20 protein-coding genes are annotated in these 22,273 nt (G+C 42.3%); 6 read left to right on the top strand and 14 right to left on the bottom strand.

Annotated features, from left to right (window positions below):
- Window positions 1–452: 452 nt before the first annotated feature.
- The 4 genes from IQ13_RS12095 to IQ13_RS12110 all read right to left on the bottom strand — a co-directional run bounded on the left by IQ13_RS12095 (window position 453) and on the right by IQ13_RS12110 (window position 7,917).
- Complete coding sequence (locus IQ13_RS12095) at window positions 453–2,396, bottom strand: M1 family metallopeptidase (RefSeq protein WP_144886638.1); 1,944 nt, start codon at window positions 2,394–2,396, stop codon at window positions 453–455.
- Window positions 2,397–2,553: 157 nt separating this feature from the next.
- On the bottom strand, window positions 2,554–3,978 hold the full coding sequence (locus IQ13_RS12100; protein WP_144886639.1) for an APC family permease: 1,425 nt from the start codon (window positions 3,976–3,978) through the stop codon (window positions 2,554–2,556).
- A gap of 32 nt (window positions 3,979–4,010) precedes the next feature.
- Window positions 4,011–4,619, bottom strand: coding sequence for a hypothetical protein (locus IQ13_RS12105; RefSeq protein WP_144886640.1), 609 nt, complete (start codon window positions 4,617–4,619; stop codon window positions 4,011–4,013).
- 25 nt (window positions 4,620–4,644) lie between these two features.
- Window positions 4,645–7,917 carry a TonB-dependent receptor plug domain-containing protein gene (locus IQ13_RS12110; RefSeq protein ID WP_144886641.1) on the bottom strand — a complete coding sequence of 1,091 codons (3,273 nt, stop codon included), beginning with the start codon at window positions 7,915–7,917 and terminating at the stop codon, window positions 4,645–4,647.
- A gap of 119 nt (window positions 7,918–8,036) precedes the next feature.
- Here IQ13_RS12110 and IQ13_RS12115 point away from each other — a divergent pair, with 119 nt between their 5' ends.
- From IQ13_RS12115 to IQ13_RS12125, 3 genes are read left to right on the top strand one after another with little or no spacing between them, the layout of a single operon-like run.
- On the top strand, window positions 8,037–8,882 hold the full coding sequence (locus tag IQ13_RS12115) for an alpha/beta hydrolase (RefSeq protein WP_158637384.1): 846 nt from the start codon (window positions 8,037–8,039) through the stop codon (window positions 8,880–8,882).
- Window positions 8,883–8,921: 39 nt separating this feature from the next.
- Window positions 8,922–9,413, top strand: coding sequence for an RNA polymerase sigma factor (locus tag IQ13_RS12120; protein ID WP_144886643.1), 492 nt, complete (start codon window positions 8,922–8,924; stop codon window positions 9,411–9,413).
- Window positions 9,400–10,008 carry a hypothetical protein gene (locus IQ13_RS12125; RefSeq protein WP_144886644.1) on the top strand — a complete coding sequence of 203 codons (609 nt, stop codon included), beginning with the start codon at window positions 9,400–9,402 and terminating at the stop codon, window positions 10,006–10,008. Before IQ13_RS12120 ends, IQ13_RS12125 begins: the two co-directional genes overlap by 14 nt.
- A 248-nt stretch (window positions 10,009–10,256) precedes the next feature.
- Here the strand turns inward: IQ13_RS12125 and IQ13_RS12130 are convergent, their stop codons facing one another.
- From IQ13_RS12130 to IQ13_RS12155, 7 genes are all read right to left on the bottom strand, one after another.
- Window positions 10,257–11,702 (bottom strand): RtcB family protein, encoded by a 1,446-nt coding sequence (locus IQ13_RS12130; protein ID WP_144886645.1) that lies wholly within the window; start codon window positions 11,700–11,702, stop codon window positions 10,257–10,259.
- Window positions 11,703–11,817: 115 nt separating this feature from the next.
- Window positions 11,818–12,258, bottom strand: coding sequence for a hypothetical protein (locus IQ13_RS12135; protein WP_144886646.1), 441 nt, complete (start codon window positions 12,256–12,258; stop codon window positions 11,818–11,820).
- Window positions 12,259–12,267: 9 nt separating this feature from the next.
- Window positions 12,268–12,396 carry a hypothetical protein gene (locus tag IQ13_RS21650; protein WP_262711287.1) on the bottom strand — a complete coding sequence of 43 codons (129 nt, stop codon included), beginning with the start codon at window positions 12,394–12,396 and terminating at the stop codon, window positions 12,268–12,270.
- Between the two features lie 552 nt (window positions 12,397–12,948).
- A complete protein-coding gene (gene purU / locus IQ13_RS12140) occupies window positions 12,949–13,779 on the bottom strand; it encodes a formyltetrahydrofolate deformylase (RefSeq protein ID WP_144886647.1) in 831 nt (276 codons plus the stop codon).
- Window positions 13,780–13,914: 135 nt separating this feature from the next.
- A complete protein-coding gene (locus tag IQ13_RS12145; RefSeq protein WP_144886648.1) occupies window positions 13,915–14,322 on the bottom strand; it encodes a Dabb family protein in 408 nt (135 codons plus the stop codon).
- 35 nt (window positions 14,323–14,357) lie between these two features.
- A complete protein-coding gene (locus IQ13_RS12150; RefSeq protein ID WP_144886649.1) occupies window positions 14,358–15,467 on the bottom strand; it encodes a PA0069 family radical SAM protein in 1,110 nt (369 codons plus the stop codon).
- A 121-nt stretch (window positions 15,468–15,588) separates the two neighbouring features.
- Complete coding sequence (locus IQ13_RS12155) at window positions 15,589–16,212, bottom strand: 2'-5' RNA ligase family protein (RefSeq protein ID WP_144886650.1); 624 nt, start codon at window positions 16,210–16,212, stop codon at window positions 15,589–15,591.
- Window positions 16,213–16,514: 302 nt separating this feature from the next.
- On the opposite strand from IQ13_RS12155, the gene IQ13_RS12160 reads away from it, so the two are divergent.
- The 3 genes from IQ13_RS12160 to IQ13_RS12170 all read left to right on the top strand — a co-directional run bounded on the left by IQ13_RS12160 (window position 16,515) and on the right by IQ13_RS12170 (window position 19,147).
- Window positions 16,515–16,952: a LexA family protein gene (locus IQ13_RS12160; protein WP_144886651.1), complete on the top strand. Its 438-nt coding sequence runs from the start codon at window positions 16,515–16,517 to the stop codon at window positions 16,950–16,952.
- Window positions 16,953–17,082: 130 nt separating this feature from the next.
- Window positions 17,083–17,673 carry a hypothetical protein gene (locus tag IQ13_RS12165; RefSeq protein ID WP_199758247.1) on the top strand — a complete coding sequence of 197 codons (591 nt, stop codon included), beginning with the start codon at window positions 17,083–17,085 and terminating at the stop codon, window positions 17,671–17,673.
- Between the two features lie 118 nt (window positions 17,674–17,791).
- Window positions 17,792–19,147: a Y-family DNA polymerase gene (locus tag IQ13_RS12170; protein WP_144886652.1), complete on the top strand. Its 1,356-nt coding sequence runs from the start codon at window positions 17,792–17,794 to the stop codon at window positions 19,145–19,147.
- 24 nt (window positions 19,148–19,171) lie between these two features.
- On the opposite strand, the gene IQ13_RS12175 is transcribed toward IQ13_RS12170, so the two are convergent.
- The 3 genes from IQ13_RS12175 to IQ13_RS12185 form a co-directional block, all read right to left on the bottom strand.
- Entirely contained in the window at window positions 19,172–20,119 is a 948-nt protein-coding gene (locus tag IQ13_RS12175) for a DUF72 domain-containing protein (RefSeq protein ID WP_144886653.1), read from the bottom strand.
- Window positions 20,120–20,175: 56 nt separating this feature from the next.
- Window positions 20,176–20,556, bottom strand: coding sequence for a DUF779 domain-containing protein (locus IQ13_RS12180; protein WP_144886654.1), 381 nt, complete (start codon window positions 20,554–20,556; stop codon window positions 20,176–20,178).
- A 77-nt stretch (window positions 20,557–20,633) separates the two neighbouring features.
- Window positions 20,634–22,166, bottom strand: a complete 1,533-nt coding sequence (locus IQ13_RS12185) for an aldehyde dehydrogenase family protein (protein ID WP_144886655.1) — start codon at window positions 22,164–22,166, stop codon at window positions 20,634–20,636.
- Between the last annotated feature and the right edge of the window lie 107 nt (window positions 22,167–22,273).

The raw sequence follows: 22,273 nt of genomic DNA on the forward strand, positions 1-22,273 counted from the left end.
TTTAGCAATTGTAAAATAGAACTTGTGATTTACATTACATAATCTCTGTCTAGGTTCAAACAAGTATCCGCATTTATCCAAACCGTCATCTCGATAAAGAAGAGATCTCTTAAATTTTAGTGTGCTTACAATTAAAGCAAGCATGTTCAACTTTTAGTGATGTCTCGTGCGTCGACATGACGGCGATTTTCGTCATCTCGACGCAGGAGAGATCTCTTAAATTTCAATATGCTTGAAATTAAAACAGGCGTGTTCAAATTTCAGCGATGTCTTGTACCTCGAAATGACCAATACAACCATCATCGCAACGAAGTAGAGTTCTCTTAAATATTAGTGTGCTTACAATTAAAGCAAACGTGTTGAACTTTTAGGGATGTCTCGTGCCTCGACATGACCTACAAAATCATCGGGATGGCAATAAAATAAGAGGGCCGCTTTGCGGCCCTCTTATTTTATTGTTTATTCCAGATGTTATTGCTGAAGTTCATATCAGGTAATCGCTTCTCCGGATCAACCACTACTTCTTTTACATCAGCTTTGGTTTCTACCGCTATATTCCAGGTATCACCACGCTGCCAAACTTCTACCGGCAATTTAATCAGTTGTGTTTCACCGTTCACATCTACAACTTTCACAGTAACAGGCATCGGCATTTTTTCCAGCAACTGGATAGTGATCATGGTACCGCTCTTCCCATTCGACTTCAATGGTTTTACTTCCTTCACTGCTACATCAAACTTCCAGGTGTTCAATGCCCAGCCACGCCAGAACCAGTTCAGGTCTTCACCTGCAACATTCTCAATCGTATGAAAGAAATCCCAAGGTGTGGGATGTTTGAATGCCCAGCGACGCACATATTCCTTCAACGCACGGTCGAAACGTTCTGCCCCCAATACTTCGTTACGCAAAACATACAACATCATACCGGGTTTAAAGTAAGCTGCCACACCCAGATTTTGTTGTTGCACCACATCTGCACCATTCAACATACCATCCATCTTATCGCCAAAAACATAATTGGCCATACCGCTTACACTCGGTACTTCTTTATACTCTCCGTTGTTAAACGCTTCACTTGAAAGAATATTGATGAACGTATTAAAGCCTTCATCCATCCATGCAAATTTGCGTTCGTTACTGCCCACAATCATCGGGAACCAGCCATGACCAAACTCATGATCGGTTACACCAAACAAACCCGCTTCTGTTGCACCTGCACTGCAAAACACAATGCCGGGATATTCCATACCACCAACAATACCTGCAACGTTGGTTGCTACAGGATAAGGAAACTCAAACAAATACTTGCTGTAAAATTCAATGCTTGCTTTCGTATATTCGGTTGAACGGCGCCAGTCGTTCGCATCTTTTTTTGATGCACTTTCTTTCGGATACACACTCACCGCCATTGCTTTTTTTCCGCTGGGTAAATTGATGCGAGCTGCATCCATGATAAACGCAGTACTTGCTGCCCAGGCAACATCACGTGTATTCTCACATTTGAATTTCCAGGTGGTGAACGGATTACCCGGACGTGAAGAAGCTTTACCCACTTCATCAGCCGAACGGATCACCACTGTTTTATCGCTGTTCATCGCTTCGCCCCAACGTTTGATCTGCTCTGCTGTAAAACAATCCTGCGCATTCTGCAAACCACCACTGCCCACAACAATCATGTTTGATGGAGCTGTAATGCTGTAATCGATTGTACCATATTCTAAATAAAACTCACCTGCACCGAGATAAGGATTGACATTCCATCCATTGATATCATCGTACACACATGCACGTGGAAACCATTGCGCCACTTCATAAATCCAACCATCTTTTTGTTTTAAACGGCCCATCCGGTCGGTTCCATACTCCGGAATGGTAAAGCCATATTCAATGATCACTTTCACCGAACCGCCTGTTGCTTTCACCGCTGCTGGTAACCACACCTGCATACGTGTATCAATCACTTCGTATTGCGCATCAGTTGTTTTGCCATCCTGCTCAATCTTTACTGCTTTAATGCCGTATCCATCGGTAAACTCGCCATTGGCCCAACGACCACCTAATGCTGTTGTTGTAGCCGATGCCCTTGAATCTTTGCGATAGATATTCTGGTCTAACTGCAGCCACAGAAAACGCAATGCATCCGGACTATTATTGGTGTAGTGCAATGCAACTTTTCCTTTTACCGTATGCTCGGCAGGATCGAGTGTGGCCTCAATTTTATAATCGGCTTTGTTCTGCCAATACTTTGGTCCGGGTTCGCCGCTGGCACTTCTGTACTCGGTACCGAAGTTGGGATAAAAGAACGGGTGAAAGGCTTCCCGATGATCGTACTTGCTTTGTCCGAAACCTGCAAACGCAATGCAGATACTGACAATCGCTAAACTGATTTGCTTCATAATAGATATATAATAGTGGCTTTAAAGAAACGAAGCTTTGCCAACATGGGAAAAAGAAAAATGTTAAAAGGCAGAATGCTTATCCCCTCCCGGGAGGGGCTGCAACAGCTCACACATCCAACACAATCAAAAGGGGTGGGTTTTGTATTCGTAAAATCTACTGCTGCACTTTTCTTTTTCTCTTCGACAACAAATAAACAGGAACGCCCGCCGCAACTATCAGCAATCCAAACAAGGAGTTGATAACCGCTGAAGTGCCGCTGCTATAATTCAGCACATCGTTGTACACTGTGCTCACCAAAAAGAAGGCTGTAAACAAGACAAATATAGCCGGCACAAACGGATAGCCCCATACTTTGTACGGACGATCAACTTCTTTCATTTTATAACGAAGTATGAATACACCCAAGGCACTCATGCCGTAAAATAACCAGCTCACAAAAATGAGCATGTCTGTTAACATATCAAACGATCCACTGAAGATGAGGAGGATGGTCCACACAGCATTAAAGAGCAACGCATTGGCAGGTGTTTGAAATTTCGGATGCACTTTTTGTGCGGCTTTGAACCACCTGCTTTCTTCGCCCATAACAAACGTTACCCGTGCCGTGGCCAATACATTGGAGTTGGTGGTGCCAAGCGTTGATGCAACAACCAGCAGCACAATCAATGCTGCACCGGTTGGTCCCCAAATAGCAGAGGCTGCATCAGCAGCAATAAAATTAGAGGCAGCAATCGCATCAGCAGGCAACACATAAATAAATGCCAGATTGATGAGTACATAGGTAACAATACAAACGATTAACCCAAACAATAAACTCTTCGGAATAATTTGTTGCGGCTGTTTAATTTCTCCTGCAATAAAGCCAATGTTGTTCCAGCCATCGTAGGCCCAGAATGCACCGGCCGTTGCGGCCATAAAAGCCATCACAAAAGCCCATCCTGTTGGGGCATTGGGTAAGGATGTAAATAAATGATCGGGTTCAATTTTACCCGAAGTAAACACACCCAGTATCAATAAAAAGATCGCAACAATTTTTAATGCCGTAAGCAAACGTTGAATACCTGCGCCGAGTTGCACACTCCGCATATTGATGAAGGTGAAGATGCAGATGAGCAGCACCGTTAAGAGTTTTACACCCAGGTCGTGCAAAGGATAAATGGTGCCGATAAACGGAATATGCAATTTTATACTGAGCTCTGTTTGCAAATCCACTTTAGGCAGATGCAGAAAATAATCGGCATAGGTACTGCACACATACGCAATGGATGCATTGCCCGCCGTGTTAAATACAGCAAAGGCCGACCATCCATATAAAAAGGCAAATGCATTGCCATACATTTTTTGAAAGAACACATACTGTCCGCCGGTTTCGGGAAACATGGTAGCAGCTTCAGCATTGGTTAATGCACCGCACAACACAATCAATCCTGCAACAATCCATACTGTAATCAATAATAATGGAGAACCCAGCTGCGCCATCATTACCGCCGGTTTCATAAAAATACCGGAGCCGATTACCCCGCCAATTACAATGGCAATTACAGATGAAAGAGTAAGCGTTCGCTGGAGTTGGGGCATTGCTTAAAGATAAATGAAAGAACAACAGCCTGCTAATCTGCAGGTACAGCCTGCAAAGCTTTACAGCGAAAATATTCCAAGGCCGCAGTAATTACTTCCGGGTCTTCATTAATAGAATTGAGTGCTATGATTTCTTCGAAAAAAGTATCTGTACCAGCATCGTAATAATGTACATGCAGATAGTTTTTTGCATCTTCGCCCTGCTCCTCCTCCATGTACATAGCGATTACGGAAGACCAGCTACAATAAAATCCATTGCGCAAATACCTAAATCCCTCCTCATCCACTTTTAATACAGGCTTTTGCAACTGCATACTTATGTTTAGCAGGATCAATACTATAATAACAGCAGCCAACAATACAATCGGCCACATATCCTTTGCAAATAACTGCTCGTAATACCAGCTTGATATGAAAATACCGGCAAAACCTACAAAGGCCCATATACCCCACGGGTAAGCAGCTATAAATACAGCCATTGGACGATCGGTTGTTACCGGGTATTCTTTCAACAGTTCATTGCTCGCAAAAAACTTCGATCCTGATGTTTGCCACCAACTTTTTTCTACAGGTGCATAACGTTCTTCCAAAGCCTGCAACAGCTGTTTCTTTCGTTCGTTAAATGATGTACTACTGTTCATTCAAAATTTAAATTACAGAAAAACATCAGTCATTACCAACAGCTGCTATTTCAATTTCGCCATACTGGTTATCCATCGCAATCGTTTCAACCTGTATCGATTGATCGGGTTTTCCAAAATTGCGGAACACACAAAGCCGGATATAGGAAGGTGAAGTGCTGTTATAACTCCGGCCAGCATAATAATTCACCGTTACTTTATACTTTCCTTTCGATGCAGTTTTAATCGTGTAGGTTTCAATTCCGCTGGCAGAACCATAAACATACGCACTGTTTTTTTCGGTTGCTACAAAGCCGCCGTTCTTTGAAGGATGACCGTACAGCACCATCGATTGCACACCCGGTTCATTGATCTGCAGGTTTAGCCTGCTGCGTTCATTATCTTCTGCAACAATCAGCAGATCTGCAGATAGTGCTTTGATCAGTGTAGGATTGATGGCAGACAGATCAAGTTTTGCACGATGCAGCTCAATCATGGCATTCATATCATTCAGTAATACTGCTTTCAACCCGGCTTGTCTTCCTTCATCTGATCCAAAATTGACATTGATGCCTTGGTATAACAGATCAACTGACTGTTGGTATTTCTGCTGTTGATAATACACCCATGCAAGATCACGATAGAGATATAATTCCGCTGCATGCACACTCAACAGATCGGTCAATAATTCTTCTGCTTCGCTGTACTGCTTCCAGCGTTCCAAAATAAATACAGCAGTGCGATGCATATAAAAATCGTTGGGCACAAGTTCCATTGCTGTCATCAACGCAGCCAGCGCATTGCTGTTAAATCCGCAGGAAAATAAATGTTCAGCCATATCTACATGAAACGCCGCAGATTGACCATATTCCATTTTCAACGCTTGATACATGGCAATCTTCTCAGACAATGCAACCGACTTCATTTCCTGCAAATACTCTACATCTTCCTGTTCACTCATTTTATACTTACGATAACGGTAATAGTAATGCGTATAGTTCTTGCCCTTTTTTAACTGAATGACGATGGCCCCATTCGCAGCTCTTGACCCATACAATGCTGTAGCCGATGCATCTTTTAATACAGTGATGGATTCAATATCGTTCATGTTCAATGATTGAAAAACAGTTTCGGCCTTCACCGGCATACCATCAATTACATACAGCGGTTGCGCCGATGCACCTAACGATACAGCGCCTCGTATGCGTATATCGGGTATTGCACCCGGCACACCGGAATTGCCCGTTACCTGCATACCGGCTACTCTCCCCGCTAACACTTCACCAATATTTGTGTATCCCTGGAAAACATCACGCTGCTGTACGTACGCAACAGATCCTGTCATCTCTCTTTTTTTTGCAGAACTATAACCAACCACAACTACTTCACTCAACTCATTGTTTCTTTCAATGGAAATGCCGGCTGCATGTCCCTGCAGTGCAGTTTGTACAGAGGAAGTTTCACCAATCTGTTGTTGCATTTCGTTTCGTACAGGTGCCGGACCAACAACAACAGGCTTCGCTCCGGGTTTGTATTGTAATAAGGTTGCCGATGCATCCCAGTTTTTGATCCGTTGATTATACAACTCAACAACACTGTTAAGATTCGTTTCTGTTGGTTGCTTGTCCATTGCACGGCGTTGCATACGTGTGTCTTTCTTTACATAATTCAATCTTCTGCACTCCTCTTCCAGGTCTTTGGGCGGCGCAATATTAAAGCGGATATAATCTTCTACACGTTCCAGCACAAGAAACGCTGTTCGTTGTGTGACCACCCGTTCATCCAAACCAAAATCGAGTACATCATTCCAATCGTTGCTAGTTGTTGCCTCCCTGTAACGCATCAACATCTTCAAACGATCGATACCCGATGATACCTGCGTTGATGCAGTTGATAACGGAATCACTTCCACATTACTTGCTAACTGATTGTTGCCATAATAAAAACGAAGCGTATCTGTTGGCACATGCATGCTGCCATAGATCAAAATGGGTTGATCGATCTTTACAGGCAACGCCGATTCGATGATCGTTTTTCCGTTCACCGATTCTACAGCCATCAGCATCCGCTCGGCCTGCGATGTCTTTTCAATGGCTTCATCAATAGTCAAACGCCTGAGATCAACAACTGCACCACCACTGCCTGCAACAGCTTTTAAATAAACACTGTCGGCCGGTGCAGAATGTAATGCATAAAGTAATGTATTGCCCTGTGTTGGCATCCGTTTGCCAAAGCTGTTATAGCCATCAGAAAAAAGAAAGGTCACAGTAGAGCTAACAGTTGCAAAATTTAACCGGCCGATGCCTGTTGCACCTTCGTAGGTCAATGCAGTTAAATACTGTTCCAGCTGACGAATAGTTTTGCTGTTGATGTTGTACACAACTGTATCGAATGGTTTATGCCGGAATGGAATAACTGTAACTGTTTTTGTTTGATGATAAAGCAGGTATTGTTTTAAAAAGCTGATCTCTTTCTTAGTATCCCGTTTTGCAGAAGAAGCAGAAGCATCCCAAAAAACGGTTACTGTTTTTGGACTGATGGCATAATAACTCGACAACTCTTTATGGAGTTGCAAGGCAAAATAAAATTTACTTGCAGCAGGTTTTGTAACCAGTATCTGAGTTGCAGTTAATGGAAGTACAACATCAACAGCTTTGTTTAACACAACCGAATGCATTTCGGCTGTTGACAGAAATCCATTGGGGATAGCTGTAAATTCTGCTCCGCTGCCGGGCAACGAGCGAAAAAATGGTTTTGCTGTTTGAATGATCGCTTCAAACCGGAAAGAGAACGCAGTTGTGACATCATTATTATCAAAAGGAAGCAGATAGGTTTTCTCGTTTGCAACAATGGGCAATACTTCGTGCAAGGCGATGGTTACCTTTCTGCTTTTCATTGCAGGCACAGGATAAATACGCAGACTATAAGTGTTATCATATTCTTTTACAAGTAACGCAGGGTCGATGCGTTTACCCACAATAGTATTGTATGCATTCGTCGCCTTCCATCGCTCTTCAATAGAACCTTCCCTGTATTGACCATTGAGCTCCAATTGAAAATCGGTAACAACCTGTCCCTTTCGTAAATTAAACCGATACAACCCTTCTATTTCTGTATCCCGGTTGTTATAAAACTCCAGCTCTATAAATGTTACAGCTGTAATACCATCGGTTTTTACTGCTACCGAACAACGTTGCAGGATCATCTTTCCATCAAACACCCTCGGCTGAACCGTCGTTTTTACAGGCAGCGAGGGTTTAACCTGGGCAGTTAACAACAAACAAGTGCTGAGCAGAAAAACAGTAAAGAGCAGGCGCATAAGACAGAGTTTGCCTGATGGATGCAGCCTGTTTTCCAATTACACAAAATATTTTTTCTTTTTTCTGTAATAATTCTTCCGCACCTGCATCCAATAAACAGAAACAAACAACAGACAATATGAAAAAGCTTATCAGTTTCCTTATCATCAGCCTTATCTTCTTTCAGTCTAACGCTCAAATAAACGCCTTTAAAGTTGAAGTAACCGGTAAGGGCAAACCCGTTATTCTGATACCCGGCTACAGTTGCAGCGGCGAAGTGTGGAACGAAACCGTTGCGCATTTGAAAGACCGTTACGAGTGTCATGTCATCACCATAGCCGGCTATGCAGGCGTACCAAAGCTGGATACGCCCATTTTAAAAACTGTACGCAACGAACTGATCAACTATGTACAAACAAACAAGCTCAACAAGCCGATACTGATCGGTCATAGCCTGGGTGCTTTTATGAGTTTGTGGGTGAGCAGTGTAGAGCCCGATCTGTTTGGAAAGATTATTTGTGTAGATGGGTTACCGTTTGTTTCTGCAATTGCAGATACAACTGCCAATGCAGAAGTATTAAAAAAGAATCCGCAGTTCAATCCGGAAACTGTAGCAAAGAATTTTGAAATGCTCCCCACCGAAAATTATGTAAAGAATATGACTGGCGCCATGTTGTACCAGGTTAGTGATACAGCCCGTGCAATCCAGATTGCAACCTGGAGTGCACAGTGTGATCGTCGCACATTGGGTTATACCATTGTAGAAATATCAACGACCGATCTGCGTGAAGCGATTGCCAACATCAAACAACCGGTATTGGTGCTCGGCAGTATTTATGGTACAGAAGCCAACAGTCATATCATGTTGAATCATCAGTATAGAAAAGTACCCAACAAAACCATTGAGGTTGCCAACAGTAAACATTTTATCATGTACGATGTGCCCGAATGGTTTTATGCAAAAGTGGATGCGTTCTTACAATAAGTTTTGCAAAACCAAATTCAACATTATCTTACCAACCGAATGAAACAGGAAGAACAGTTTACGGCATTATACAAGCAATACGCTCCCGGTATTCGCAAGCTCTGTTTGGGTTATACCGGCGATGCCATGCTGGCCGAAGATCTGTTGCAGGAAAGCTTTGTAAAAGTATGGAAGAATATGGATAAGTTTCGTGGAGATGCTGCCTGGAGCACCTGGATCTACCGCATTGCTGCCAACACCTGTTTAACACATCTGCGCAAAAAGAACGAACAGTTTGTGGATGCGGATGAAGAACGATTAGCAATGATACCTGATGACGAACGCAATAAAGAACAGGAAGTACAGCTGTTGTACAAATGCATCAGCAAGTTAGCAGAAACAGACAGGCTCATTATTACACTGGTACTCGAAGACAAATCGTATGAAGAGATTGCCGACATTACCGGCATTACCGAAAACAACCTGCGAGTAAAAATTCACCGTATTAAAAAACAGCTCAGCGAAATTTATAGCAGTTATGAAAGACTTTGATGCATTAAAAGATTTGTGGCAGCAATCGAAACCCGCTGAACAAAAATCAGTGGATCTGCAAGCCATCACCCGTCAATCGAAAGATACAAAGGCAAAGCTGATGCGTCCTTTACTGATTGGAAGTATTACGTTGTTTCTTACTCCGTTCTTTGTTATTTGGGTGGTGTACTTCAGCAAGGTGCAATTGAACTGGATCAGTACACACATCAGCGTAGCAATTATAGCACTGGTAGTTTGGCTGCAATCGATCCTTACATTCTTTACCTGGAACAAACTCCGATTGATTGACGATACAGCAGCACCCGCACAACATTTGCAGCAATGGGAAACCTATTATGCGTTTCGCAAAAAACAAATTCAATGGAATAAGCCGCTTTATTTTCTGTTCCTCAATTTAGGGATGGGTTTGTATTTCCTGGAAGTCGTGAATGGTCGCCCGATTGGTTATGTTCTTACGCTGGTTGCCTTTTATGCAGGCTGGATGCTGTACGCTTATTTTATTCTCGGCAAACGCATTTTGGAAAAAGAAGAAAAACGATTGAAAGGAATTATGGATGAGTTGAAAGGAATTGAAGAGCAGTTGAAGCAGGAATGATAAATTATTACATACGATTTTCTTCCGAAGGAAGTAAACGTTTATAGAACAAACATAAATAAATCACCTGCTCCGTAGGAGCATCCCGTTTATTACAGGCCGCTCCTACGGAGCGAAACCTCCTCTATCTTTATCAGTCTATCAACAGGTAGTCCCTACGGGACACAAAAACTCCTGCTGCATTTCTGCAACAGGAGTTGAGCTGGATTATAAATTATCAATTATTCATTACCACTTTATCCGTTCATCTACTCTCCTTCCACTTCTCTGCTTTTCTGCCAAGGTTTTATACTGGGGCCATCCATCTTTACAATCTTTGGTGTAAACTTTCCAACAACATCAACCAACGATTGCTGACTCTGCATCACCAGTTCAATATCCTTGTAAGCAAATGGCGCTTCATCCAATCCGCCGCCCATTAATTTCACGCCATGTTTTTTCAATTCATCTTTCAATGCATTATGCGTAATACTTTGCATGGCTCTTGAACGGCTCATTAAACGTCCAGCTCCATGCGATGCTGAGTTAACGGATGCGGATTCACCTTTGCCTTTTACAATAAAACCTGTGGCGGTCATACTTCCGGGAATAATACCCAGTACATCTTTGCCTGCAGGCGTTGCGCCTTTCCGGTGAACGATCACCTCTCTTCCTTCCCACTTTTCTTTCCATGCAAAGTTGTGATGATTCTCTACCATCTTCATCGGTCTTCGTCCAAGCTGTTTGGCGATCTTGTTATGAATAACATGGTGACAGGCACTTGCATATTCACCGGCTAAATTCATCGCTAACCAATATTCCATTCCTTCCTCTTCATTCAAATCTAACCAGGCAAGATTTTTTGCATCTTGCGGTAATCGTCTTTTGCTGATGGCTATTTTGGTATAATGGTTGGCAATATTTGCACCCAGTGCTCTTGAACCTGAGTGACTCAACAGGCCAACATACTTACCGGGTTCTACTCCCAGCACTTCATCTTTCTCTGCAATTTCAACTACACCAAACTCTACAAAGTGATTACCACTTCCGCTGGTACCTAATTGCTTCCATGCACGACCGTGCAGATTTTTCAGCAACGGCAATTCAAAGAACAATTCGTTATCCATCACTTCGTGTTCTTCGCTTTGCTTGAACTGTGCACCGCTTCCGAACAAGGTTGCTTCACCAATTTCTCTTGCAAAGAAAGCTTCACGTTGCACCAGCTCTTTCGGATCGATATCGTAAATGCTCAAACACATTCTGCAACCAATATCCACACCTACACCATACGGTATCACTGCATTCTCGGTTGCCAGCACACCACCAATCGGCAAACCATATCCATGATGCGCATCGGGCATTAACGCACCTGCTACTGCCACCGGCAACTTTGCAGCAGTGTACATCTGGTGCATGGCGCTTTGTTCAATATGTTCGCTTCCGAATACATTGAATTGAATTCCGTTTTGATTCAACGATAACTCTCCTTCACTTTCTTTTTCTTCCGGCATCAATTGTTTTGCAATCAATGCCAGTACGGCATCATCTAAATAATTTGCAGGCGATGCTAGCACTGCTTTCAACAATTCCATTACTTCCTCCTTTGCAGTATGCTTATACTGCTTTTGTATAATATTCATAGCGATGCTGATGACCGGTCCTTCCGGGTAGCCAATCGCTCTTAATTCTTTTCCTGCTATTTTTAACTTACTCATTGTTCTTACTTTAAGTTACTGCTTTTTGGAAAAGCACCCCTGCTGCATCGCATACCGCTTGCATCGGTAAACAGGGGTTGCTTATTTCCTCCTCTGCACATAATCTGTTTATTGTTTAATTCAATGTTTCCTGTCTTGCGAAACCGATTACCGTTCTTGTTTGTTCCGCAACAACCGGCTCCGGTTCTGCCCGAAACACTTTCAATGCTTCCAGCAATCCGTTTGCCCAGTTGTACTGCCGGTCGGTATGCAATACCTGTACATAGTTTCCGGCCAGTTCAATCATCCTGTTATCAGTTAATACAAACACAGTGTTGTTGAAAAACATTTTCTGTTCTGTATGATCGAAATAAGAATGTTGATACACGTTCACAATCTCGCTTCTGTACTGTTCGTTCACATACGCAAATGCTTTGGTTACATCCAGTTCGCCGATAAAGCTTACACAAGGCATCCGGTCGAAGCGTGTTACATAAAACACTTTCACGTCCATGTAATGCCCGTTAAACAAAGCACCTGCATCATTCATCCGTCTTGCAAATAATCTCCATAACATAACTCCTCCTTAGTTTTTTGCAACAGCGTTTGTTACAGCGTTGCGGTTTTGGTTAATGTGTTCTCGTCTTTTTTCAATCAGCCATTGGATGATGTACGCAACAATCCAGATAGCTGCTCTGATCAATACCTGGTTCATAGCATGCTGTTTGAACATAAAAAAGCCCGGTCGTTCATTCACTCCGGGCCTGTTCTTCTGTACAGCGTCGCTATAGAGAATTACATTCCAGACGGAGATGAAGGATGTATTTGTTTTCGTTTTCGGGCATACGATTCCTGTTACTGTTTTTACTGCAACTTGTAATGTGCAGTTGTAAAAACAGTTGACTGAATCGCAGATGTTGTACTTGTGTTTTAATCATTCGTACGTTGTTTACAGTGTTATAGGTTCAGCAACGGCCATGGTTTATAAAAACATTGCATAAACAAAAAACCCCGCAATCTCTTGCGGGGTCTGTTTTATAGCGAAATCAGTTTTTCAACTTTATTCAACAGCAGCACATGCCCCGCAAACAGTATAGTCACCCTTGGGACTAAACCGATTCACTGTTTCAATATGTAACTGTATGCGTAGCATTGTTTGTTGTTTATAATTTTTGTGAGTGCAAAGATGAATTTATTTTTTTGATGTTGCCAACTTTTTTGAAAAGAATTTTTAAAAATATTTTTTCAATGTTGTTGCAAACAACAATCAATACTCAAACACGATGGTTTTGTTTTGATACACAAACACACGGTCTTCAAACAATAATTTCAACGCTTTTGCCAGCACTGCTTTTTCAATTTCTTTTCCTGCTTTGATCATGTCTTCAATACCGAATGTGTGATTAACAGGAATAATCTGTTGTTCGATGATGGGACCTTCATCCAGGTCGTTTGTAACATAATGTGCAGTGGCGCCAATCATTTTTACACCACGGCTATGCGCCTGCCTGTACGGATTTGCACCAATGAACGCTGGCAAAAAGGAATGATGAATGTTGATGATCTTTAACGCAAACTGTTGTACAAACGATGGCGAAAGAATACGCATGAACTTGGCCAGTATGATATAATCAAATGCATACGCATTGATCTGTTGCATCAACTCCTGTTCAAATGTTTCTTTGCTTTTGTTTTCATGTGTGATAAAATGGAATGGAATATCGAAGCGTTCGCAGATATCCTGCAGCACTGCATGGTTACCGATAACAGCCTGTACCGATGCACCCAATGTGTTAAAATGATTCCGCACCAGTATATCGCTGAGGCAGTGATATTCTTTTGTAACGAGCAGTACAATTTTCTTTTCGGGTTCGGGGTTGATGCTGATGTTTGCATCAACAGGTAGTACTGCTTTCAGTTGCAGCTGCAATTCTTCTACAGCTGTTTCCTGCGCACTTACAATACGTGCAAAAAATACATTCGCCTGTACATCCACATGCTCACGCATGGAAACAATGTTGAGATTGCGTGCTGCCAGCACACCGGTAATAGCGGCTACAAGACCAACTCTGTCTTTACATTGAATGAGAATAACCATTGTTTAAATTTACTGTTTAATTGCAACAACAAGGGTTAGCAAAAGAAAACGTCACTGCTTAACAGTTAAAGCAATCTACAAATGAGACTGCTTCGTTCCTCGCAGTGACGTTTCCTATATAATCTTCTATCTTATTTATACATCTACCGAATCATACACAATCACCTTACTCCACAAATGCGAATAGTCTTCCACAAATTTTAAATGAATCGGATCAACCTGGTAGCTGGCCTGGTCGGCAGCATTTGCAAAATGCGTAAACCATGAAACGGCATAGCCACGTTCAATAACATCCCGGTTCGTATCGGCAGGCTTGCCGATGTGAAAATTTTGGATGGTCTTTACTTTTGAAAGCTTGGTTAAACCTTCAACCAGCTTATCTCTGTCTGTTTTGCTATCAGCATTCTTTAACCAGAAATATACGTGATGAATAAAAATGTTTTTGAGCTCTTTGTCCATGGGTTTTTGTTTGAACGAAGATAAGCCGGTAATGGCAGCTGCAGCAGCTGAAAGTTTTGCGATGAAGGATTTTCTTGTTTGCATTTCGACTGTTTGAAACTCCAATTTACAGCGTATTCTTAAAACAAACTCGTCTGCATCCCCGGCCTACTGAACTTTGTTCTGTCCAAACTCCATTCTTCTGCATTCATGCCATAGAGCTTCCCGTATTTTTTATACTGCTGCGCCACCAGTTGTGCAATAGGTCCTTCGCCACGCATGCGTACACCAAAGCGTGTATCGTTTACTTTTCCATCATGACTGTGTTCAATATGATGCCAAACTTTATCGGCACGGTCAGGGAAGTTTTTATACAACCAGTCGTGAAATAAAAATTTGATGGCACCATTCAACCGAATGAATGTGTAAGCAGTAAACGTTGCACCGTTATCTCTTGCTGCTTTCATGATGCGTTGCATTTCGTGTTCGTTCAGCCCGGGTATCATGGGCCCCATCATAATACCCATGCGTACACCGGCACTGCTGAGTTCGTTAATCACTTTCAGTTTTGCTTTTGCTGTAACTGTTCGTGGCTCCATTACTCTTCGCAGGTCTTCGTTGAAGGATGTGATGGATACCATGGCCGATACAATATTTTTCTTTCCCATTTCCTGCAGCACATCTTTGTCTTTGAGTATCCATGCATTTTTGGTGAGGATGCCAACCGGTTGATTAAACTCATTACATACTTCTAAAAGTCCTCTTGTTAAACGATAGGTTTGTTCAGCAGGTTGATAGCAATCGGTATTACCGCTGAGCATGATAGGTGTAGCATCCCACTTCGGATGCATTAAAAATTTACGCAGCAGTTGTGCTGCATTTTTCTTCACCAATATTTTTTGCTCAAAGTCCATACCTGCACTATAGCCCCAGTACTCATGCACATTGCGTGCATAACAGTAAATGCAACCGTGTTCGCAACCGGCGTAGGGGTTCATGCTGTAGCTCATCCCCACATCAGGACTTTCCACTTTGTTCACAATGGTTTTCGGATGCACTTCGATGTATTGTGTTTTGAGATTTGTTTCTTCCCATTCATCAATGCCTTCGATGTGTTCTTTGGTGACTTCGTTTTTTAAAAAGCGGTTCTTAGTGTTAAACTGTGCACCACGGCCGGCATGATACGGTTGCGTTTCATCGGCATCTTTCGGTTTTACTTTATAATGATCCTGTTGTAGTTTATCTGACATGGAAAAAATTGTGAACGGTGAATAGAAATACTGTTGTACAAGAGTGCGACGCCAATTCAGCTTAATAGCAGCACACAACTCTGTTGCATACTATCTCGTTTTCTTTTTTGCTCTTTAACTCTTAGCCAAATAAGTCTCCCTGCTTTGTGGTGACGGCAAGGTTCTGAAACTCCAACCGCCGTACGATCTGGTAACGCTGTTCGTTCAACGGTCGTTTCAGCAAGAGCATTCCATCGGCAATAAAACGCCCGGTGAAATGTTTGTGACTGTATTCGAGCCAGCCTTTTTCGTATTGCCAGGGTTCGAGCTTGCGTGCAATAGTGAGGTGCGGCTCAAGAATGAAATGCGGTTTGTTATCGTCGTTGAGTTTCATGAGTCGCTGTGCTTCCGTACGAATGGTTTTCACCAATGACTGTATGGGCAGCTTACTCACTAAATTGATATAAATTGTGTGCGAAGGAAAACTGCCGTAATCACGCAACTCCACTTTCAATGGATGAAAACCCATAGCGATCATGTTGAGGCGGTTGACCAAGCGTTCTTCCATGAGTTCGTACTGCAGAAAGTTGGCAAGTGTAATGTGTGGCTTGCCCCACTTTGCATAATCGTTCTTGTACTTTTCTGAAAATTCTGTTTTCACTTTTACAATACGATTACCTAATTCTTCATGCGGACTTAATACGAACAGATACTCGTACACACGATAGCCGGGAATAGTAGCGGTTGTGATTGATTGTAATTGCATAACAAACAATTTTAAATTTTTGATTGGCGATTTTAGCTATGCACACGCATTACGCTTTGCTGCATTGTTTCTATTGTATCAATACAACAGCAGTGCAAACGATGCACAAATAGTTCCGGCTTGTTTGTAGTGTACGTCAATCAGCGTACTGATTGATGGGATGAGTTTGAATTAGTGCAGTTGAAAAAAATATTTTCGTCAATTGCACTACTAAATTACTAAAAGTTTTAGCTTTACCAAACTTTCTTACAAACCCAGACATACTTTTTTATCACACTCCAAGAGAGAAAAATTTATTCATTATGGATGGGGAAGATTTTTTTGGCAGCGCTTATAAAGGCAGTAAACAGTTTACACAACAACAGGTACGTACAGCCAATGCCACGGGCTTTGGTGCAGCAGCCGATGACTATGCCGAACGTGGTATTGATTTGAATGAACAACTCATTAAAAACAAACCGGCTACATTCTTTTTTAAAATGAAAGGCGATGCCATGGAACAGGCCGGCATTTTTGATGGCGATATTTTAATTGTAGACCGTTCGTTGAAATTGGTGAATGGAAAAATTATTGTTGCCATATTAAATGGCGAACTATTGGTGCGAAGGTTTCACAAAAATTTTTCATCGGCCTTTCTGATACCGGAGAACACAAGGTACAAGCCAGTGAACCTGGCGGAGTTTAGTGATTTTAAGGTATGGGGAGTGGTTGTCTACTCCATTCGATCATTGGAAGGATGATGCAACCCTGACGGCGGCTACAAGCCCCGTCAGCGGTTCATTTAGAATTTATTTATTGCTTTCCATTTTCATCAAACCACCGTCAGGGCTGTAAGCCGCTGACGGGGTTAAAAAACAACTGATCATCAATATGCTCACCGAATCACTTGTTGCAGGAAATTATTATCACATCTTTAATCGAGGTGTGAATAGCGAAGATTTGTTCAAAGAAAAAAGGAATTACTATTATTTCCTGCAGCAGTATCAATTCTACTGTACTGATGTATTAGAAACATACGCTTATGCGTTGTTGAAAAATCACTTTCATTTGTTGGTATATGTGAAAGAGACAGAAGCTGTTCTTCGTAAAGACGGTCATGGCGTGTATCAGCCAGATGCTTCAAAACAATTATCGCATTTCTTCAACTCCTATGCACAATCGATCAACAGAGCATATAACAGGACGGGACCTTTGTTTGAATCTGCTTTTAAAAGAAAGCTGATTGATGATGACAGCTATCTTACTTCTGTTATTTATTACTGTCACTATAATGCGCAATTGCATGGATTTGTAAGCGACTTTAAAGAGTGGGAGTTTTCTTCTTATCACTCAATTGTGAATAACAATACCTCTTTTCTGGCATCTTCAAAAGTAACAGACTGGTTTGGAGGAAGAGCATTGTTTGAACAAGCACATGTAAACACCTATGAAAGAAAAGATGCAGCAATTTTTTTTAATTGAGTAGGAATTCGTTTCATCAAACCGCCGACGGGGCTACGAGCCGCCGTCGGGGTTTAGTACCAAACCCCGTCAGCGGTTACAAACCCTGACGGCGGTTCGATGAACAAAGGACTAACATATGCCGACAACATTACAATCCATACAAACCGATCTGTTTGCACATCATACTTTGAATACAGGCTACCGCAGCATGTATGCTATTGTTGATTGCAACAATTTCTATTGTTCCTGCGAACGCTTATTCAAACCGCATCTCGATAACAAACCGGTTGTTGTACTCAGTAACAACGATGGCTGTATTATCAGTCGCAGCGATGAAGCCAAAGCATTGGGTGTAGATATGGCGGGGCCTTATTTTATGGCGAAGCCATTGATTAAAAAACACGATGTGGCGGTGTTCAGCAGCAACTACAATTTGTACGGCGATTTAAGCATGCGGGTGATGGATACGTTGCGGGTCATCATTGGCGAAGAAAACGTAGAAGTGTATTCGGTAGATGAAGCCTTTGTTGATCTCAGCATTTTTCCAACACAAGACCTGGAACGTATTGCACGTGATATGCGGGAAACAGTAGAACAATGGACGGGCATTAAAGTATCCATTGGCGTGGCACCAACAAAAGTATTGGCGAAGCTGGCCAATCGCCTATCGAAGAAAAACAAAAAAGAAACCGATTGTGTAATGGTGCTCGATACCGAAGAAAAAATAAGAGCCGGACTGGAGAAAACACCAGTGGGCGATATCTGGGGCGTCGGTCACCAGTACGCCAAAAAACTAAAAGAGCAATGGTTTATTGATGATGCCTTGCAACTGAGTAAAATGAGCGAAGAGTTCGGACGAATGCATTTAGGCGGCGTGGTTGGTGTGCGGTTGATTCGTGAACTGAACGGTATTGCATCGAAAGATATGCAGGACGAGCTCGTTACGAAAAAAATGATCGCTACCACCCGCATGTTCGGCAGCCCTGTTGATAACATTCACGATATTAAAGAGGCCGTTGCTACCTATACATCAAGGGCTGCCGAAAAATTAAGACGACAGTACAGCGCCGCCAGCATCATCAGTGTGTTTGTGGTGGCAAAAGGCGAAAACCACAACGTTACGTTTAACCGGGGTATTACACACAGCAGGTATACTATATTACCTACGGCCACAGCCTTCACCAACGAATTAATTAAACCGGCTGTTGCATTGGTTGATCATTTGTACAAAAAAGGGACGCAGTATAAAAAAGCAGGGGTGATGTTGAGTGGACTTGTACCCGATGCATCCATACAGGGTAATTTATTTTTACCGGAAACAAAAAACAACGGACGGTTATTGATGGACATGATCGACAACATCAACTTCAGTCAGCGGGATGATGTATTGAAGTTTGCAGCCAGCGGTACAACAAGAGACTGGAAGATGCGGCAGGAATTACGCAGTCCACGGTATACAACACGATGGGAAGAGTTATATGAGGTGAAGTAAAGTTATAACCAACCCCGTTAGCAGTTAAAAATCTTTATCAAACAAACCACGCTGTTTTGGCTTTGGTTTTTCACGCACACCTCCTTCAATAAACTTCGGCTTCATTAAATTCAATCCCATCTCTGTATTCATCTTATCAACCAAATAAACGGTAAGTTCAGGCGATGTTGCTTCATCGTGCATATGCATAAAGAAATAAATCTCTTCCATACCCTGCTGTTGCCATTGTTTCATACGTTGCACCCATACATCGCAACGGGTGTAATCCGATTTGTGCAGGCTGTTGCCTACATATCGGATAAATACCTTCGGCACCGTTACATGCATGTGTGCACAATCTCTTCGGCCAGCAGTATCGGTAATCACTGCACCAATGTTCAGTTGTTTTAATGTAGTGAAGAGTTCGTTCCGTATTTCTTCTTTACCAAACCAATCGGGGTGGCGCACTTCTAAAAAGAACTGCAAGTCTTTTGGCAACGATGCCATGTAATCGAACAACTCTTGTTTACGCTTCGGCGAAAAGGTATCACTTACCTGTACGAAGATGGGACCCAGATGTTCTTCAAACCCAACAATACCACGGAAGAATTCATTGGTAATAAAATCTTTTCCTGTCAAACTTCCACGGTGTGTTACACCCTGGTACATCTTTGGGCAAAATTTAAAATCCATTCCCTTTGCTTTCTCTGCCCATTTGCGGATGCCTGCTTCGCCGTATACTTTGTAATGCGTTGCATTCAGCTCAATGCTGTTATAATGTTGCACATAGTGCTGCAGAAAATCTTTCTCTTTTGTTTTGGGCGGATAGATCTTGCCAACCCATTCTGTTCGTCCCCATTTGGCACAGCCGAGATATACTTTTGCTTTTGCAACGGCTTTACCGCTGAGCACTGTTTTATTAAATGCTGGCTCTGCAGGTAACGAAAAATCAATGCTGTCGAGAAGCTGTTCATCAACACGTCCAAATTCCATCTGTCAATCTTTTTTCAAATCTACAGCAGAATTGATTTTGAAAAAAAGCCTTTGCTTCACGCCGTTTCAATTTGCAAAAGTGGTTGCAGATTTTCCAGTTCATCATCGGTAAACAATCTCGACTCAATAAAGAAGCGAACGCCCAACGGAATTTCCAGTGAGAAACTGCTGCCCCTGCCCGGCGTAACATTCAAAATAAGTTGTGTATGCTTCCAGTAAGTAAACTGGTCGGCACTCATATAAAATTTGCAACCTTCAATTTCACCTAAACAAACATCACTGCTGCCCACACGAAATTCGCCTGCAGTAAAACACATGGGCTGGCTTCCATCGCAACAGCCACCACTTTGGTGAAACATCAACGGGCCATGCATTTCTTTCAGCTTTGCAATTAATTCGTTTGCTGCAGCTGTTGTAACAATACGTGGTATCTGCATAAAAAAAGTTTAAAAGAAAACAGCGGCACAGGGCCGCCGTTTCTGTTTTTGCCGTTTACGATTTGCCACTTGCTATTCTAAAAAAATCCTAATTTCTGTTTGCTGTACGATATCAGCATGTTCTTCGTTTGGCGATAATGATTCAACATCATCTTATGTGTTTCTCTTCCGAAACCTGATTTCTTGTAACCACCAAATGGTGCATGTGCAGGATACGCATGATAACAGTTTACCCATACACGACCTGCCTGTATTGCTCTCGGCACCTGGTATAATTCATGTGCATCACGTGTCCACACACCTGCACCCAAACCATACAATGTATCGTTGGCAATAGCAATGGCTTCTTCGGTTGTTTTAAATGTTGTAACAGATGTAACCGGTCCGAAAATTTCTTCCTGGAAAATGCGCATCTTGTTATGCCCTTTAAAAATGGTGGGCTTAATGTAGTACCCATGTTCTAATCCGCTGTTCTGGTGAAACGCTTCACCACCACATAAAACTTCAGCACCTTCCTGCTTACCAATATCGAAGTAGCTGAGAATTTTTTTATATTGATCTTCCGATGCCTGCGCACCCATCATCACAGTTGAATCGAGTGGATTACCAAGCTTGATGGCATTAGTGCGTTGAATAACAAGCTTCATAAATTTCTCATAGATATTTTCATGCACCAGTATGCGTGAAGGACAGGTACATACTTCACCCTGGTTCAATGCAAACATCACTGCACCTTCTACGGCTTTGTCAAAAAACTCATCATCTGCATCTGCTACAGATTCAAAAAAGATGTTGGGGCTTTTACCACCGAGTTCCATTGTAACAGGAATTAAATTTTCCGATGCGTATTGCATAATCAAACGACCGGTTGTGGTTTCGCCGGTAAAGGCTATTTTATTAATACGTGGAGAGGTGGCAAGTGGTTTGCCTGCTTCGGGACCAAAGCCTGTTACAATATTGAGTACACCTTTTGGAAGAATATCGCCCACAAGTTCCATGAGGCACATAATACTCGTTGGTGTTTGCTCGGCTGGTTTTACAATAACGGTACAACCTGCTGCCAATGCCGGTGCAATTTTCCAGGCAGCCATCAGTAATGGAAAGTTCCAGGGAATAATTTGACCTACAACACCGATGGGTTCGTGCAGATTAATACTTACTGTTGTTTCATCGTGTTCACTAATGCTTCCTTCTTCGCTGCGTAATACGCCGGCAAAATAACGGAAGTGATCGACCACCAATGGAAGATCAGCTGCCTTTGTTTCACGAATAGCTTTCCCGTTATCAATTGTTTCAACTGTAGCGAGGTAATCGAGGTTATCTTCAATGACCTGTGCAATCTTCAGCATCAAATTACTTCTGTACGAAGCGGCTGTTTTACTCCAGGTTTGAAAAGCTTCTGTAGCAGCATCAATGGCTTTTTCAATATCCTGCGCATTGCCTCTTGCGGCCTTTGTAAATACTTTTCCATCGAGTGGAGAAACGTTATCGAAATATTCGCCATTGGAGGGAGCAACCCATTCTCCTCCGATGTAATGGTCGTATTTCGATTTAAATGTTGGGCGTGCTGCAATAGTTGTTTGGGGTGCAGCGGCTGTAACTGTACTCATGGTGCAAGCTGTTTAATCGTTAAATAATAAACCGAACTTCCCCAAAGCATTTTTCAAAGCGGTGGATTTTTGTATTTTTTTGTAGCACAATTGTACCAAAGCTGTAA

The organism is Lacibacter cauensis, assembly GCF_007830055.1.
In the GTDB taxonomy this organism is placed as follows: Bacteria; Bacteroidota; Bacteroidia; order Chitinophagales; family Chitinophagaceae; genus Lacibacter; species Lacibacter cauensis.

Bases quoted from the DNA above. Each gene is read 5' to 3' on its own strand.
- IQ13_RS12095 (WP_144886638.1), bottom strand. From the start codon at position 2,396: ATGAAGCAAATCAGTTTAGCGATTGTCAGTATCTGCATTGCGTTTGCA.
- IQ13_RS12100 (WP_144886639.1), bottom strand. From the start codon at position 3,978: ATGCCCCAACTCCAGCGAACGCTTACTCTTTCATCTGTAATTGCCATT.
- IQ13_RS12105 (WP_144886640.1), bottom strand. From the start codon at position 4,619: ATGAACAGTAGTACATCATTTAACGAACGAAAGAAACAGCTGTTGCAG.
- IQ13_RS12110 (WP_144886641.1), bottom strand. From the start codon at position 7,917: ATGCGCCTGCTCTTTACTGTTTTTCTGCTCAGCACTTGTTTGTTGTTA.
- IQ13_RS12115 (WP_158637384.1), top strand. From the start codon at position 8,037: ATGAAAAAGCTTATCAGTTTCCTTATCATCAGCCTTATCTTCTTTCAG.
- IQ13_RS12120 (WP_144886643.1), top strand. From the start codon at position 8,922: ATGAAACAGGAAGAACAGTTTACGGCATTATACAAGCAATACGCTCCC.
- IQ13_RS12125 (WP_144886644.1), top strand. From the start codon at position 9,400: ATGAAAGACTTTGATGCATTAAAAGATTTGTGGCAGCAATCGAAACCC.
- IQ13_RS12130 (WP_144886645.1), bottom strand. From the start codon at position 11,702: ATGAGTAAGTTAAAAATAGCAGGAAAAGAATTAAGAGCGATTGGCTAC.
- IQ13_RS12135 (WP_144886646.1), bottom strand. From the start codon at position 12,258: ATGTTATGGAGATTATTTGCAAGACGGATGAATGATGCAGGTGCTTTG.
- IQ13_RS21650 (WP_262711287.1), bottom strand. From the start codon at position 12,396: ATGAACCAGGTATTGATCAGAGCAGCTATCTGGATTGTTGCGTACATC.
- purU (WP_144886647.1), bottom strand. From the start codon at position 13,779: ATGGTTATTCTCATTCAATGTAAAGACAGAGTTGGTCTTGTAGCCGCT.
- IQ13_RS12145 (WP_144886648.1), bottom strand. From the start codon at position 14,322: ATGCAAACAAGAAAATCCTTCATCGCAAAACTTTCAGCTGCTGCAGCT.
- IQ13_RS12150 (WP_144886649.1), bottom strand. From the start codon at position 15,467: ATGTCAGATAAACTACAACAGGATCATTATAAAGTAAAACCGAAAGAT.
- IQ13_RS12155 (WP_144886650.1), bottom strand. From the start codon at position 16,212: ATGCAATTACAATCAATCACAACCGCTACTATTCCCGGCTATCGTGTG.
- IQ13_RS12160 (WP_144886651.1), top strand. From the start codon at position 16,515: ATGGATGGGGAAGATTTTTTTGGCAGCGCTTATAAAGGCAGTAAACAG.
- IQ13_RS12165 (WP_199758247.1), top strand. From the start codon at position 17,083: ATGCTCACCGAATCACTTGTTGCAGGAAATTATTATCACATCTTTAAT.
- IQ13_RS12170 (WP_144886652.1), top strand. From the start codon at position 17,792: ATGCCGACAACATTACAATCCATACAAACCGATCTGTTTGCACATCAT.
- IQ13_RS12175 (WP_144886653.1), bottom strand. From the start codon at position 20,119: ATGGAATTTGGACGTGTTGATGAACAGCTTCTCGACAGCATTGATTTT.
- IQ13_RS12180 (WP_144886654.1), bottom strand. From the start codon at position 20,556: ATGCAGATACCACGTATTGTTACAACAGCTGCAGCAAACGAATTAATT.
- IQ13_RS12185 (WP_144886655.1), bottom strand. From the start codon at position 22,166: ATGAGTACAGTTACAGCCGCTGCACCCCAAACAACTATTGCAGCACGC.